Source organism: Brevundimonas sp. (genome assembly GCF_027484365.1).
In the GTDB taxonomy this organism is placed as follows: Bacteria; Pseudomonadota; Alphaproteobacteria; order Caulobacterales; family Caulobacteraceae; genus Brevundimonas.
In genome coordinates this window covers 33208-47939 of the sequence record NZ_JAIXTC010000008.1, presented here as the reverse complement: position 1 = coordinate 47939, position 14732 = coordinate 33208, and the positions used below count along the sequence as shown (strand labels likewise).

At 68.9% G+C, this 14732-nt stretch carries 11 protein-coding genes; 8 read left to right on the top strand and 3 right to left on the bottom strand.

What is annotated here, in order from left to right:
- The 3 genes from Q0044_RS03525 to bamD all read right to left on the bottom strand — a co-directional run bounded on the left by Q0044_RS03525 (position 1) and on the right by bamD (position 5634).
- Entirely contained in the window at positions 1 to 2667 is a 2667-nt protein-coding gene (locus tag Q0044_RS03525; protein ID WP_298159648.1) for a TonB-dependent receptor plug domain-containing protein, read from the bottom strand.
- Positions 2668 to 3002: 335 nt separating this feature from the next.
- Complete coding sequence (gene recN, locus Q0044_RS03520; protein ID WP_298159646.1) at positions 3003 to 4703, bottom strand: DNA repair protein RecN; 1701 nt, start codon at positions 4701 to 4703, stop codon at positions 3003 to 3005.
- A 70-nt stretch (positions 4704 to 4773) separates the two neighbouring features.
- Positions 4774 to 5634, bottom strand: a complete 861-nt coding sequence (bamD, locus tag Q0044_RS03515; RefSeq protein ID WP_298159644.1) for an outer membrane protein assembly factor BamD — start codon at positions 5632 to 5634, stop codon at positions 4774 to 4776.
- A gap of 202 nt (positions 5635 to 5836) precedes the next feature.
- Between bamD and Q0044_RS03510 the strand changes: the two genes are divergently transcribed.
- The 8 genes from Q0044_RS03510 (at position 5837) to Q0044_RS03475 (ending at position 14725) form a co-directional block, all read left to right on the top strand.
- A complete protein-coding gene (locus Q0044_RS03510) occupies positions 5837 to 6769 on the top strand; it encodes a ribose-phosphate pyrophosphokinase (RefSeq protein ID WP_298159641.1) in 933 nt (310 codons plus the stop codon).
- Between the two features lie 78 nt (positions 6770 to 6847).
- Positions 6848 to 8080 carry a hypothetical protein gene (locus tag Q0044_RS03505; protein WP_298159638.1) on the top strand — a complete coding sequence of 411 codons (1233 nt, stop codon included), beginning with the start codon at positions 6848 to 6850 and terminating at the stop codon, positions 8078 to 8080.
- 133 nt (positions 8081 to 8213) lie between these two features.
- The gene (locus Q0044_RS03500) at positions 8214 to 9296 is read left to right on the top strand and encodes a hypothetical protein (protein WP_298159636.1); all 1083 of its coding nucleotides are present in this window, start codon (positions 8214 to 8216) and stop codon (positions 9294 to 9296) included.
- A gap of 134 nt (positions 9297 to 9430) precedes the next feature.
- Positions 9431 to 10105, top strand: a complete 675-nt coding sequence (locus Q0044_RS03495) for a 50S ribosomal protein L25/general stress protein Ctc (protein WP_298159633.1) — start codon at positions 9431 to 9433, stop codon at positions 10103 to 10105.
- 72 nt (positions 10106 to 10177) lie between these two features.
- Positions 10178 to 10792: an aminoacyl-tRNA hydrolase gene (gene pth / locus Q0044_RS03490; RefSeq protein WP_298159630.1), complete on the top strand. Its 615-nt coding sequence runs from the start codon at positions 10178 to 10180 to the stop codon at positions 10790 to 10792.
- A gap of 41 nt (positions 10793 to 10833) precedes the next feature.
- Entirely contained in the window at positions 10834 to 11226 is a 393-nt protein-coding gene (locus Q0044_RS03485; protein ID WP_298159627.1) for a DUF2946 family protein, read from the top strand.
- Positions 11227 to 11297: 71 nt separating this feature from the next.
- Entirely contained in the window at positions 11298 to 13364 is a 2067-nt protein-coding gene (locus Q0044_RS03480; protein ID WP_298159624.1) for a TonB-dependent receptor family protein, read from the top strand.
- Positions 13364 to 14725 (top strand): PepSY-associated TM helix domain-containing protein, encoded by a 1362-nt coding sequence (locus Q0044_RS03475; RefSeq protein WP_298159622.1) that lies wholly within the window; start codon positions 13364 to 13366, stop codon positions 14723 to 14725. The genes Q0044_RS03480 and Q0044_RS03475 overlap by 1 nt, the downstream gene beginning before the upstream one ends.
- Positions 14726 to 14732: the final 7 nt, after the last annotated feature.

The following is a 14732-nucleotide window of genomic DNA, read 5'->3' as shown; positions in this document are numbered from 1 at the left end:
TCAGAAACTGGCCCTCAGCTTCACGTAGCCGAAGGCTCCGCTCCAGCCGAAGGGCGAGTATTCGCTGTAGGGGAAGGCGCCGAAGGTATCCCCGCCGGAAAAGGCGGCGGTCGAGGCGATGTTCTCGGTCCCATAGACGTTGAAGACGTTATTGACCCCGATCTCGCCGGTCAGCCGATCGGTGAACCGGTAGGCGACATTGATGTCAGTGAGGACTTCGGGCTCCAGGATCTGGGCCAGGTCAAAGTTTCCGGCAGCGCCCGCCTGGGTCGGCAGGGCGTTGAAGCCGGTGCGCCCCTGCCGGAAGGCGGCGACGGCGGCCGGGGTCTGGTTGGTCAGGATCAGCTGTTGCACCTCGCCGTAGCGGACGCCGCGTACCGAGATGGAAAACCGGTCGACATGCCAGGTGACACCGATCTGGAGATTGTCGCGCGGCTGCCCTTTCTCCGTGCGCGTGATCTCGGTGATGTCGAACAGCGGCGTGCGGACCCCCAGGGCGACGAGTTCGGCTGGAGTCGAGGCGACACGAGTCAGCTCGGTTTCGTTGCGATTGTAGCCGGCCGTGACGGTGAAGGTCCCGAGGGTGTCGGTCGTCCGGCGCCAGCGGCCCGAGACGTCGAAGCCCTCCGTGCGGGTGTCGCCGACGTTGGCGAAGTAGCGAACGCTGGTCACGCCCGGGAACCCCTGGGCCGCGAGGAAGCTGCGGATTGCGGTCGAGGTCCCGGTGTCGACGAAGTTGGACGACAGGGCGATGCGGTCGTCGATCTCGATACGGTAGGCGTCGACGGACGCACTCAGCGAGCCGCCGGCGACCTCCCCCTGCCAGGTCGCGCCGAACGACAGGTTGGTCGCCTCTTCCGGCTCAAGGTCCTTCGCGCCCAGAAGCCGGGCGACCGGCGAACTGACCGGGGCCGTCCGCACAAGGACGAACTCCGGCACGCCGGTGACAGGATTGTTCAGCGTGCGGCTGCTGGTCGAGGAATAGAACTGTTGGGCCAAGGCCGGGGCGTGGAAGCCCGTGCCCGCCGAGCCACGCACTGCAAGACCCGAGCCCAGGTCATAGCGCGCCGCCGCCTGCACGTTGGTGGTCGAGCCGAAGTCGCTGAAGTCCTCGAACCGGATCGCGCCGGTCAGTTGCAACGGCTCGATCGGCCGGACGCCGGCCTCGGCATAGACCGAGACGTTCCGCCGGTCGGTGTCGACCTCGTCACCCGGCTGGATCCCCGCGAACCCCTGCGAGCCGATCGTCGGGACGGCGCCAGTGCCCGGTCCGTCCAGCACTCGGGCCGGCCCCCACTGGTAGGAGGCCAGTTCGCCGGCACCGATCTCGTAGAAATCGTAGCGCAACTCGGCGCCGGCCGCGATCTGGACGGGCTCGTACAGGCCGACGTCGAACTCACGCGTGAGGTCCAGGTTGGTCGTCCACTGAGCCGCCTCCAGCCGACCGTTGTAGAAGCTGGTCGGGCTGGCCGCGCCGAGGGTGGCGTTCAGGGTGTTGTGGGTGCGGTACTCGAGTTCGTTGCGGCCCCAGGTCGTCGACAGGTCCCAGCCCCAGCCGGCCAGGTCGCCTCTCAGGCCCGCGCTGATCGAGACATTGGTGCTGAGCGTATCGACATAGGGCAGGAAGCCGTCGGGATAGATCGCCCGCACGTTCTCGTTCTGACCGGGACGACGGAAGGAGGCGTTGGAGGTCGCGTCGCTCCTGTCATAGCCGCCGAAGGCGTAGGCTTCGACCGAACCGAGTTGCTTGCGGCCATTCAGGAACAGGACCGTCTGTTCGATGTCGGCCGAGTCGGCGAACCGCCAGACGTTGCGGTCGACCGAGGCCTCGCGTGGGTCCAGCGTCGTGCCGGTCGCCCCGCCCGGAGGATTGAGCCCGACGCCCGCGCCGAAACGATCCGACAGCACTCCCTGCCCGCCCGTCGGCGTGCGGCCGAAGTAGAACTGGCGCAGGTCCGGACGGGCGCGGTTCGCCGCCTCCACGTTGCGGTAGTAGAGGGTGCCGTGCAGGACGCCGTCGTCGCCCAGGGCCCAGCCGTGGTCGAAGGAGGCTTCGTAGGTGTCGCCGCCTCCGTCCTGGGTCGTGCCGCCGCTGACGGTGAACTCGCTGCCCAGATCTTCGCGCAGGATCAGGTTGACCACCCCGGCTATGGCGTCGGAGCCGTACTGGGCCGAGGCGCCGTCGCGCAGCACCTCGACCCTGCCGATGGCGCTGGGAGGAATGGCGTTCAGGTCGGTCGGCACCGAGCCCTTGCCGATCGTCCCGCCGACATTGACCCAGGCGGCGGTATGCCGGCGATGACCGTTCAGCAGCACCAGGGTCTGGTCCGGCGACAGACCGCGCAGATTGGCCGAGCGGATGTGGGTGTTGCCGTCCGGCGTCGTCGGAGTCGGATAGTTCAGGGATGGAATCAGGGTCTGGAGGATGCGAGCCGTGCCCGAATGGCCGCTGTGCTCGATGTCCTCACGCGTCAGCACATCGATCGGCACGGGCGAGTTGACCACGGTGCGGTTGGACAGACGGGTGCCGGTGACCACGATCTCGTCGACGTTGGCGGTCTCGTCCTGCGTCACGGTCCGGGCAGAAGCCACGGGGGCGCAGGCGAGGACGGAGCAGCCGGTCAGGAGCGCGGCCAGGCGGAGGGAGGTCTGGGTGGAAGTCGTCATCGTGATTGCCCCGAAGTGAGGCCATCGCATCTAGCGTGCGGTGCAGCATTCCGCGCGCCAGATAGTGTCGGTCGATTGATAGATTTTCTAACGCCCTCCAGACCGGCTGTCGGCGCACCGCCCGCCTCAAGGCACAGACGGGCCTGGATGCGGAGAAAATCTAAGCCGGAAAGTTTTTGGTTCCCGGGCCGTTAGAGACATTCAGAACGCACGGGAAGGCCCCCCATGTCGGCGCCGGGGTCGACCTGGGCGGAGGCGGCGAGGACAGCGGCGTACGACATGACAACTCCCCGGTACATGCGAACCCTAGCACACGCGCGCCGTGCGTAGAGGCGTCAGCCGATCAGGGACCGGGCGGCGGCGCGGGCTTCCTCGGTGACAACGGCGCCGGACAGCATGCGGGCGATCTCTTCGCGGCGGGCCGTGTCGTCGAGCGTATCGACGGTGGTGGTGGTCACGCCGGCTGCGTCGGCCTTGCGGACCTTCCAGTGGGCGTGACCGCGCGCGGCGACCTGGGGGCTGTGGGTCACGACCAGGACCTGGGCGCCGTTCGAGAGGCGCTTCAGGCGCTGGCCGACGGCCTCGGCCACGGCGCCGCCGACCCCCTGATCGACCTCGTCGAAGATCATCACCGGCTGGCGCTGGTCCTCGCGCCCCGCCAGCGCCGCCTTCATGGCCAGGGCGAAGCGGGCCAGTTCGCCACCCGAGGCGATGGCGTCCAGAGGGCCGAACGGCGTGCCGGCGTTGGTGGCGATCTCGAACCGGGCGGTTTCGACGCCCAGCGGGCCGCGACGTCCCTCGGCGACCGGCTCCAGAGCCACGCGGAAGCGGGCGCGATCCAGCTTCAGCGGGCCGAGTTCCTCCATCACCGCCCTGGCCAGACGGTCTGCGGCGGCTTCGCGGCCGGAGCTGAGCAGGCTGGCTGTGACGTCATAGGTCTCGCGCGCCACGGCCGCATCGCGGGCGGCGTTCGTGATCGCCTCTGCCCCGTCCTCGATCAGTCGCAACTGTTCGCGCAGGGAGATGCGCAGGGCGGGCAGGGCGTGGACGGTGGTGTTCAGCTTGCGGGCGGCGGCGCGCAGGGCGAACAGCCGCTCTTCGGCCTTGTCCAGGCGGCCGGGCTCGAAGTCGAAGGCGTTGGCGGCGGCGTCGACCTCGGCGATGGCCTCGGCGGCCTCGACCATGGTTCGGTCGATGGCCTCGGCCGCCGACGTCAGGCGGACCAGGACGGGGTGATCGGCCTCGACACCGGCCTGGGTCGCCCGCTGGCGCGCATGCTCGACGGCGCGGAGGGCAGCGGACAGTTTCTGGCTCAGCTTGTCGCCGCCGAGGCTGGTGCGGGCATCCACGAGATCCGCCACGGCCTTTTCCGCCGCGCCCAGCACGGCGCGCTCGCCGGCCAGCTCGGTCTCCTCGTCCTCGCGCGGATCCAGGGCGTCGAGGTCGGCGAGGTTCAGGGCGATCTCTTCGGCCCGGGCTGCGGCATCGGCAGCGGCGGCGCGCAGGCCTTCCAGCTTCGCCTCGGCGGCCTTCAGCCTTTCGGACGCAGCGGCGACCCCGCCGAGCTGCGGCGCCAGGCCCCCATAGGCGTCCAGCAATCCGCGATGGGTCTTCCAGTCCAGCAGGCCGACGGTTTCATGCTGGCCGTGCACCTCGACCAGGCGGGCGCCGATCTCCCGCAGGGCCCCTACTCCTGCCGGCTGGTCATTGACCCAGGCCCGGCTCCGGCCATCCGCGGACAGGGCGCGACGCAGGATCAGGTCGGCGCCCGGAGTGATCTCGAACCCCTTCTCCCGGATCAGGTCGAGCAGTTCGTCGTCGTCGGGCGCGGTGAAGACGGCGGTGGCCACGGCTTGTTTTGCGCCGGAACGGACCAGGCCCGCCTCCCCTCGCCCTCCCAGCGCCAGGCCCAGGGCGTCGAGAATGATCGACTTGCCGGCCCCGGTCTCGCCGGTCAGTACGGTCAGTCCCTCGTCGACCTCCAGATCGAGGACGTCGACCAGCACCACGTCGCGGATCGAAAGACTTGTCAGCATGGGGCAGACGCCATGAGGCGGGGGCGATTCGTCATCGCCGACACTCTAGACCAGAACAGGCCGGGAACGGTCAGCCCGGAATAATCCGTCGCAGCCAGCTTTCACGCTCGCCGGTCGGGGCCGTCTCCGGCGGGCGGCCGTCCTCGGTCAGCAAGGCGTAGGCTTCGGCGTACCAGGGGCTGCCCGGATAGTTGAAGCCGAGCACGGCGCCGTTGCGTTCCGCCTCGTCCTTGAGACCGAGCGTCAGATAGACCTCGACCAGACGGTACAGGGCTTCGGGCGTATGCGAGGTCCGCTGGAAGGCCTCGTTGTCGATCACGGCCTTGTAGCGACCGATGGCGGCCAGAGGCTGGTTGGCGCGCTGGTAGTAGCGGCCGATGTTCATTTCCTTGCCGGCCAGCTGGTCGTTGACCATGTCGATCTTCACGACCGCATCGGTGGCGTAGGACGAATTGGGATAGCGGCGGGCGACGTCGCGCAGGCCGGCCAGCGCCTGTTCAGCCTGATTCTGGTCGCGGCCCACATCCACGATCTGCTCGAAGTGGCAGGTCGCCCGCATGTAGAAGGCGTAGGCGGCCGAAGGGCTGCCCGGGAACAGCTGGATGAACCGGTCCGCCGCAGCGATCGATTCTTCGTAACTGCCGTTCTGGTAGTAGGCGTAGATCTGCATCAGGATCGCGCGACGCGACCATTCCGAATACGGATGCTGACGCTCCACTTCCTGGAAATAGTCCACGGCGTCGGCCCAGCGTTGGCGCTGCAGCCGCTCGTAGCCTGTGTTGTAGAGCAGCTCGACCGGACGCTCCTCATAGGCCAGGCGCGGACGGGCACGGCCGCCGTTGCATGCCGACAGCGTCAGCACCGCCGCCAGAGCGATCAGGACAACGCCGACCGGGCGCGAAACGGACGAAGACTGGAAGGAATTCGGCAACCTGGAACCTCATCACACGCCGCCCGGACGGGGCCGCGAGGCTCGCCGGGTATCAAGATCGCGTTCTCTAACATCGGCGTTCGCAACGCGCCATGCGCCGGGTCAGGCAATCACGGCTTGATACGGGCCGACGCGCTGCTAAAGAGCGCGCAAGACGGAACTGACGTCATTGGCGGCCCGATGACGGCGAAAGGATGACCGGATGAAGCTGCTTGCTGGCAACTCGAACCGGTCGTTGGCCCAGGCCATAGCCGATCACCTCGACATGCCCCTCACCAAGGCCCAGGTGAAACGCTTCGCTGACAACGAGGTGTTCGCGATGATCGAGGAGAACGTCCGGGGCGAGGACGTCTTCGTGATCCAGTCGACCTCCTATCCGGCCAACGACAACCTGATGGAGCTGCTGATCTGCATCGACGCCCTTGTCAGGGCCTCGGCGCGGCGGATCACGGCGGTCATGCCCTATTTCGGCTATGCCCGTCAGGACCGGAAGACCGGCGGGCGCACGCCCATCTCTGCCAAGCTGGTGGCGAACATGATCACTCGCGCCGGCGCGGACCGGGTCCTGACCATGGACCTGCACGCCGGCCAGATTCAGGGTTTCTTCGACATCCCGACCGACAACCTGGTCGCCACCCCGGTGCTGGCCCAGGACATCAAGGATCGCTACACGCGCGGCAATCTGATGATCGTGTCGCCCGACGTCGGCGGCGTGGTGCGCGCCCGGTCCCTGGCCGAGCGCCTGAACGTCGATCTGGCCATCGTCGACAAGCGGCGCCCCAGGGCGGGCGAGAGCGAGGTCATGAACATCATCGGCGACGTTTCTGGCCGCGAATGCATCCTGTTCGATGACATCGTCGATTCGGGCGGCACCCTGGTCAACGCGGCCAAGGCCCTGATCGCGGCCGGCGCGACGGAGGTCTCGGCCTACATCAGCCACGGCGTCCTGTCGGGCCCGGCGGTCCAGCGCGTCACCGACGGCCCGCTGAAAGAACTGGTCATCACCGATTCCATCGAGCAGCCGCATGAGGTGCTGTCCTGCTCCAAAATCCGGACGGTCCCGGTCGCGCCCCTGATCGGCGAGGCCATCCGCCGGATCGCCAACGAGGAATCGGTCTCCAAACTGTTCGACTGATCACGAAAACGTCGCTCGCCTTGCCTCAAAACCGCCGGACTGGAAGTTTCAGTCGCAGCAAGATTTCGGGGACTTCCAATGCGTCTTTCCTTCCGTAGCCAGGGCCCGACCCTGGTCGCCCTCGCGGTCGCTGGACTGCTGACGAGTTGTGGCCCCAGCCGGGCGGAACTGCAGGCCGAGGAGATGCGGGTCGCCGCGATCGCGGCGGCGCAGGAGGCCGCGGCCATCGCCGCCCGCCTGCCGCCTCCCGTCGCCCTGAACGACAGCGTGGCCCAGTCGGCAGCCGTCTATCTGACCTTCACCCGCGACATGGCGACGATCCGGGGAGGCTTCGCCAGCCCCGCAGCGGTGCAGGCGGCCCTGCGTCGCGGCGCGGCCTACGACGCCAACCAGATTTCTCGTGGCCTGGTCGCCTATGCCTCCATCCTGGCGCTGCAGTCGCCGGAGTTCGTTTCTGGCGTCAGACAGGCCGGAGCCGAGCCCGCGGCGCGGCGTCAGATCATCGACCGTATCGTCGCGAACCCGGAGTACGCCTCGACCCTGCCCGGCGCCGAGGCCGCGGCCAGCCTGGTCATGGCGGTGCTGGAAGCCGACATCGTGGCGCTGAGCTCGGCCGCCGACTCGGTGGAGAGCGACGCCTATAACATCCAGTATGCGGGCGATCAGCGGAACGGCTGGGGCCGCGCCACCCCGGCGGACCGCGAGGGCCGGCTTCAGGCGATCAAGGACCTGTCGCGCCCGGTGGCGCCGTCGGGTTCCGAGACCGCCCGGCTCTATGCGGCCTCCAACAGCGGATCAGGCCTGGGCGTGACGGCCGGGCGTACGCGGCGCGCGCCCTATGCCCCCTCGGTGACCAACGCCATCGCCATGGCCGCCCTCGCCGCCCTCGGGGCCGCCGGCGACAACGCCCGGGCCAATACCGACGCCCTGCAGTACGACCGCGCCAGCCAGGACTGTCTGGCCAGCTCCAAGCTGAACCTGTTCCAGTGTCTGGCGGCTGCCCGGCCGACCTATGAGGACATGTTCTGCCTGGGCCGACACGTGATCCGTGACCTGTCGACCTGCGCTCGAGGCGCCGCCCTGCCCGCTGCGATCATCACCGTAGGCAATCCGACCCAGAGCGGCGGACGCAGCCCGACCCCGGCGCGTTCGCCCGCGATCACGCCGGAGCCGCTTCCCCCCTCGACGCCCCCGGAGCCGCCCGTCGTCCCGACCCCGCTCCAGGCCGCGCCGGCGCCGGCGACGACGCCCGCAACTCCCCCGCCCGGACAGTCGGCGACCCAGCGTCTGAACGCCGGTCCCAACGGCTAGCCAGGCCGGGAGGCGCCGGAGAGTTGAACGGTCGGGCGGCGATTAACGATCGGAAAACCTTGGGGAAGGCTTATAAGCCGACATGACGACGGCGCCGGCGGAGCGCTGTTGCATCCTTGTGGGGAAAATCACCATGCGTCTGGCACTTCCGCGTCGCGGCCTCGCTATCGCCGTCGCCGCCGCAGCCGCCATCCTGGCCTCCTGCAGCACGCCCGAACCGGTCGCGCCGCCCCCGCCCCCGCCACCCCCGCCGCCGCCGCCGGCCGTGACCCTCAACGAGGGCGTGGCCCAGGCCGCGTCGATCTACGTCACCTTCATCCGCGAGGTCGGCACCATCCAGGCCGGCGGTTTCCAGGACGCCGAATCGATCCAGGCGGCCATGCGCAAGGGCGCAGCCTACGACCCGGCCACCCTGTCGCGCGGCATGATCGCCTACGCCTCGATCCTGGCGCTCCAGTCGCCGGAGTTCGTCGCGGGGGTGCGCAGCTACGTCAACGATCCGCAGCAACGGGCCGACGTGATCGCCAACATCATCCGCGACCCCGCCTATGCCGCCAATCTGCCGGGTGCCGATGTCGCCGCAGGCCTGATCATCGCGACCCTGAACCAGGATATCGTCGCCCTGACCGCCATCGCCGACGGCGTGGAGCAGGACGCCTATACGATCCAGGAACGCCGCGATCCGCGCCGCCGCTGGGCCGTGACGCCGATCCCCAGCCGCGAAGTCCGCCTTGAATCGGTCAAGACCATCTCCGCCATCCAGATGCTGCCGTCCGCCGAGGAATCGGCGCGCCTGTTCGCCGCCGCCAACAGCGGGACGGGCCTGAACCTCGCTCCGGCCCAAAACGGCCCGCCCTACACCCCCGCCGTCGTCAACGCCCTGGCCATCGCGGCCCTGGCGGCCATGGGGGCAGCGGGCGACGACGCCCGCGCCAACACCGAGGCCCTGTCGATCGAGACCAACGCCCAATTCTGTCTGGATATGTCCAAGCTGAACCTGTTCCAGTGCCTGGCCGCCGCGCGACCCAGCTACGAGGACATGTTCTGCCTCGGTCGCCACATCGTGCGCGATCTCGCGACCTGCGCCACGGCGGCGACGATTCCGGTCCCTGTGAACCCGACGATCGCCACGGCAGAGGTCACGCCGGCCCCTGTGGGAGTTGCCGCAGAGGCGGCGACGGCCTCGCTTGCGGCGACCTCGCCGACGCCGAACTGACATCAGCGTTCAGACTCGGTTGCACACGCGGGCTCTTGCGTGTAATGACCCGCGCTCTTGAATTCGAGGGTCCATGACCCCGCCGCGCGGGCCGCAATGTCGGCGCAGGCGTTTTTGTTGTTGAGGCGAGCCAGATGGCCGAGATCATTCTGAACGTGGATGTCCGCGAGAACACCGGCACCGGCGGCGCGCGCGCAGCCCGTCGCTCGGGCGCCGTTCCGGGCATCCTGTACGGCGGCGGCAAGGCCCCCGTCGCCATCTCGGTCAACGAGAAGGATTTCCGCAAGAACCTGTACACCGGCAAGCTGCTGGGCCACCTGGTCACGCTGAAGTACGGCGAAGAGAGCCAGCCGGTCATCGCCAAGGACGTGCAGTTCGACCCCGTGTCGGACCGCCCGCTTCACTTCGACCTGATGCGCGTCGACGAGAACGCCGACGTCAAGATCGAGGTCCAGGTCCACTTCATCAATGAAGACCAGTGCAAGGCCTTCCGTCAGGGCGGTTCGCTCGAGATCGTCCGTCACTCGGTCGAGATCCTGGTCCCCGCCAACCACATCCCGGAAGACCTGGTCGTCGACCTGGCCGGCCACAAGCTGGGCGACACCATCCGCTGGTCGGACGTCAAGGTCCCCTCGGACGTCAAGCCGACCATCACCGACCGCGACTTCGTGATCGCCTCGATCAAGACCTCGTCGGCCGGCATTTCGGCCGCCCACGACGAAGAGACGATCGCCGAAGAACAGGCCGCAGCCGAGGCTGCCGCTGGCGACGTTCCCGCCGCGGATGAGGGCGAGACGTCGGAAGGCTGATCGACCGATCCACTCCTTCGGAAGCGGCCCCTCCGGCGACGGACGGGGCCGTTTTCATTTCCGGACAGCGCCATGCTCATCATCGCCGGCCTCGGCAACCCGGGCGCCAAATATGAAAGGAACCGCCACAACATCGGCTTCATGGCCGTGGACGAGATCGCGCGCCGGTGGCGGTTCGGCTCCGATCGGGCGAAGTTCCAGTCGGTGATCTCCGAGGGCGAGATCGAGGGTCGAAAGATCCTGCTGATGAAGCCACAGACCTTCATGAACAACTCGGGCAACGCCGTCGGCGAGGCTGCGCGCTTCTACAAGATCCCGCCGAAGGACATCATCGTCTTCCACGACGAGATCGACCTGGCCCCGGGCCGGTTCCGCATGAAGGCCGGCGGCGGGGCGGCGGGCCAGAACGGCGTGCGCAGCCTGATCAGCCAGCTGGGCGCCGACTTCCGGCGGGCCCGCATGGGCATCGGCCACCCCGGCGAGCCGCAACTGGTCATGCCGCACGTGCTCGGCGACTTCCACAAGGCCGAACAGCCGTGGCTGGAGGCCCTGCTGAACGCCTGTGCCGACGCCCTGCCCTTTGCGGTCAAGGGCGAGGACGAACGCTACCAGGGCGAGGTCCTGCGACTGGCCCCCGCGCCGAAGTTCAGCCCGCGCCAGGCGGCCCAGGCGGCCAAAGACCAATAGCCGCGCTTCCCTGTGAGCCCGGCCTCGGCTATCGACCCGACGTGACCCGTCCTCAGGCCGAATCCTGGTCCACCATGCGTTCGCTGGCCTTCCTGGCCGCGACGTTCGCCATCGTGTTCGGAAGCCTGATGCCGTTCGCGGCCCTGGCGGCCTCGACGCCCGGCCACCCCATGGTCATCTGCTCGACCGAGGGGCCGCAGACGATCGCCATCGGCGTCGACGGCGAACAGGGCTCGGGCAAGGGCATGGCCGGGGTCAAATGCGCCGCCTGCGTCCTCGCCTTCGCGGCCGCCCTCCCCGACCCGCCGCGACTGACTCCCCTGCGTGGCGCGGCGGTCCAGCCGGCCTCGGTCTTCGTCACCCGGCACGAAGCCGCACCCCCGCCCGCGCGCGGCCCGCCGCGGCCGCCTTCGACCGCCCCGCCCCAAGCCTGAACCAGACCGACGTTTTCGCCACGCGCGCCTGACCGGCAGCGCGTTCGCCTGTCCCTGATTCAGGAAATCCCATGTTGTTCAAGTCTACCGCAGCGCCGCTGGCGCTGCTGCTCGCCGCCGCGAGCGCCCCCGCCTTCGCCCAGGCTGCCCAGCAAGACCAGGCCACGGACCTCGGCGAGGTCATCGTCACCGGGGCCCGCAATCCCGAAGACCCGCCCGTCGTCGCCGAGGCCCGCCGCCGCCTGTCGCGCACCCCGGGCGCCGTCGCCGTCGTCTCGGCGGAGAGCCTCGAAAACCGCTATGCGCCCAATATGGCCGACGTCCTGCGCGACGTGCCGGGGGTCTTTGCCCAGAAGAAGTGGGGCGGCGATGCACGGATCTCGATCCGTGGCTCGGGTATCGGCAACTCCAGCCACCTGCGCGGCCTGTTCGTCTCCCAGGACGGTATTCCATTCAATCAGGCCGACGGCTTCGGCGACTCCCAGATGGTCGATCCCCTGCTGGCCCGGTTCACCGAGGTCTACAAGGGCGGCAATGCCCTGAGGTTCGGCGGGGCCCTTCTGGGCGGGGCCGTCAATCTGGTCACGCCGAACGGCAGCACCATGGAGCATACAGCCAGCCTCCGCGCCGACTTCGGCTCCTGGGGAACGGGTCGGCTGCACGCCGAGGTCGGCGGCGTGCGCGGCGACTGGGACGGCTTCATCGGCGTGACCGGCGCGACGGCCGAGGGCTGGCGCCAGCACTCCGACGGTCAGCAGCAGTACATCACCGCCAACATCGGCCGCACCTTCGGCGAGGATCGCGAGGCCCGGCTGATCGTCCAGGGTGCCTATATCCATCAGCAGATTCCGGGCTCCCTGACCCTGGCCCAGGCCCTGAATACGCCGGTCATGGCGGCCGCCGCCAACGTCGCCAACGACTACCAGCGCGACTACGCCTCGGTCCGGACGACCTTGTCCACGCGCTGGCGGCTGTCGCCCGGGCTGCTGTTCGAGGGCGCCGTCTACGGCACCTGGAAGGACCTGCATCACCCGATCTTCCAGGTCATCGACCAGCAGAGCCGGAACTACGGCGCCTTCGGTCGTCTGGACTGGGAAGGACAGCTGTTCGGCCTGCGGGCCGACGCCTTCGGCGGCGTCTGGTACCGGGTCGGCGATCTGGACGCCCAGCAGTTCGTCAATGTGCGCGGCTCCAGCGGTGCCCGAACCGCCAAGGCCCGCCAGAACGCCCGCGCGCTCGACGTCTTCGCAGAAGGCCGGCTGTTCGTGACCGATCAGCTCGCCCTGGTCGCCGGCGGCGCCTGGGGCCGGGCGGAGCGCGACTACCAGAGCTTCGCCCTGCCCGGGGTCGGGACGACCTTCAACCTCACCACCGGCAAGGACTACGACTGGTTCGCCCCGCGCCTCGGCATCCTGTGGGAGAGCGCGTCGGGCGCCCAGGCCTATGCCAATGTGACCCGTTCGATTGAACCGCCGAACTTCGGCTCCCTGTCGCCCACGGTCGGCGGTTTCGCCCCGGTCGAGGCCCAGGAGGCCTGGACCTGGGAGGCCGGCCTGCGCGGCCGCACGGCGCAGTTCTCGTGGGACGTGGCCGTCTACCGCGCCGAGCTGGAGAACGAACTGCTGACCTTCATCGTCAATCCGGCGCTCGGCATCCCCGCGGCGACCTTCAATGCCGGAAAGACGATCCACCAGGGGATCGAGGCCGGTCTCGACTGGCGCTTCGCCCCGGGCTGGCGACTGCGCCAGACCTGGACCTATTCGGACTTCTTCTTCGAAGGCGACAAGGTCTATGGCGACAACGACCTGCCGCTGGTCCCGCCGCAGGTCTATCGGGCCGAGCTGCGCTACGACCATCCGGCCGGCTGGTTCATCGCTCCCTCGGTCGAATGGACGCCGTCGGACAGCTGGGTCGACTACATGAACACCCTGAAGGTGCCCGGCTACACCGTCGTGAACCTCGGGCTCGGCTACAAGCTCGACGAGCGGGCCAGCCTGTTCGTCGACGCGCGCAACCTGCTGGACGAGCGTTATGTTTCGAACTTCAGCGCCGTCACGGACGCCCGTACAGCCTCGACCGCGGTCTTCTGGCCGGGCGAGGGCGTGTCGGCCTTCGTCGGCCTGCGGTTCGCCCTGTGATGTCCGGCATCGATACCCCGGGAGCGGCTTCGGCCGCTCCCGGCCTCCTCTCGGGGGCCTACCGCACGGTCTGGCGCTGGCATTTCTACGCCGGGCTGCTGGTTATGCCGTTCCTGATGCTGATGGCCCTCACCGGCGGCCTGTATCTGTTCAAGACCGAGATCGACGGCCTCGCCTATCGCAGCCTGTCGCAGGTCGAGGCCCGGGCGCAGACCGCCTCGCCCGATCGTTGGGTCGCCGCCGCCGAGGCCGGCACGGGCGGCAAGGTCGCCAACGTCCTGCTGCCGGCCCGTGCCGACGAGGCCGTCCGCCTGACCGTCACCCTGCCGGACGGCGACAAGCGCACCGCCTTCGTCGATCCCCACGACGCCCGCCTGATCGGCACGACGTCCTTCGGCGGCGTCATGGAGACGGTGAAACGGCTGCACAGCCTGATCCTGCTCGGAAGCTGGGCCAACTACATCGTGGAGATCGTCGCGGGCTGGGCGATGATCCTCGTCGCCACGGGGGTGTTCCTGTGGTGGCCGCGGGGCCGGAACGTCGGCGTCGTCAGCATCACGTCGGCCGACGCGAGCCGGCGTCCCTTCTGGAGGGACCTGCACGCGGTGACGGGGCTTTGCGCCGGGGCGGTCATAGCCTTCCTCGCTGTCACCGGCATGCCCTGGTCCGCCTTCTGGGGCGACCGGTACATGGACTACGTCAAGGATCACGGCCTGGGTCGTCCCAAGCCCCCTGCCGCAGCAAGCCCCTTCGCCCATGCGGAGCATCAGGACGCCCCGGTCGGCGTCGGCTGGACGATGGAGGGGATGGTCATGCCCACGCCCGACGCCGGGCGCTCCGGAGGGCTGTCCGCCGTCGTCGCCTCCGCCGAGGCCCAGGGACTGGCCCGCCCCTATACGGTCTCGATCCCGACGGATCCGACGCTGGCCTATACGGCCGCCCGCGTCGTCCAGCGGGTTGAGGACACCCGCATCCTCTATGTCGAAGCGGCCACTGGGTCGGTCCAGGCCGACGTCCGCTACGGTCAATTCGGGATCGGTGCCAAGGCCTTCGAATGGGGCATCGCCGTGCACGAGGGCCGGCAGTACGGCTGGCTGAACCGCTATGTCATGCTCGGCGGCTGCATCGCCGTCTGGCTGCTGGGCGTCAGCGCCATCGTGATGTGGTGGAAGCGCCGTCCGAAGGGGCGTCTGGCCGCCCCCGTCGCCCCGCCCGGGCCGCGCGCCAGGGTCGCAGTCCTGGCCATCGTCCTGCCGCTCGCGATCCTGTATCCCCTCACTGGCCTCAGCCTGATCGCCGCTGTCGCCCTGGACCGGCTGGTCGCGCGTCTGCGTCGCCTCGCCTCCACCGCCTCCGCCTGAAAGGTCC

What these genes read in the sequence shown, in the direction of transcription:
- Q0044_RS03525 (WP_298159648.1), bottom strand. Translation starts at nt 2,667, where the DNA reads ATGACGACTTCCACCCAGACCTCCCTCCGCCTGGCCGCGCTCCTGACC.
- recN (WP_298159646.1), bottom strand. Translation starts at nt 4,703, where the DNA reads ATGCTGACAAGTCTTTCGATCCGCGACGTGGTGCTGGTCGACGTCCTC.
- Q0044_RS03510 (WP_298159641.1), top strand. Translation starts at nt 5,837, where the DNA reads ATGAAGCTGCTTGCTGGCAACTCGAACCGGTCGTTGGCCCAGGCCATA.
- Q0044_RS03505 (WP_298159638.1), top strand. Translation starts at nt 6,848, where the DNA reads ATGCGTCTTTCCTTCCGTAGCCAGGGCCCGACCCTGGTCGCCCTCGCG.
- Q0044_RS03500 (WP_298159636.1), top strand. Translation starts at nt 8,214, where the DNA reads ATGCGTCTGGCACTTCCGCGTCGCGGCCTCGCTATCGCCGTCGCCGCC.
- Q0044_RS03495 (WP_298159633.1), top strand. Translation starts at nt 9,431, where the DNA reads ATGGCCGAGATCATTCTGAACGTGGATGTCCGCGAGAACACCGGCACC.
- pth (WP_298159630.1), top strand. Translation starts at nt 10,178, where the DNA reads ATGCTCATCATCGCCGGCCTCGGCAACCCGGGCGCCAAATATGAAAGG.
- Q0044_RS03480 (WP_298159624.1), top strand. Translation starts at nt 11,298, where the DNA reads ATGTTGTTCAAGTCTACCGCAGCGCCGCTGGCGCTGCTGCTCGCCGCC.
- Q0044_RS03475 (WP_298159622.1), top strand. Translation starts at nt 13,364, where the DNA reads ATGTCCGGCATCGATACCCCGGGAGCGGCTTCGGCCGCTCCCGGCCTC.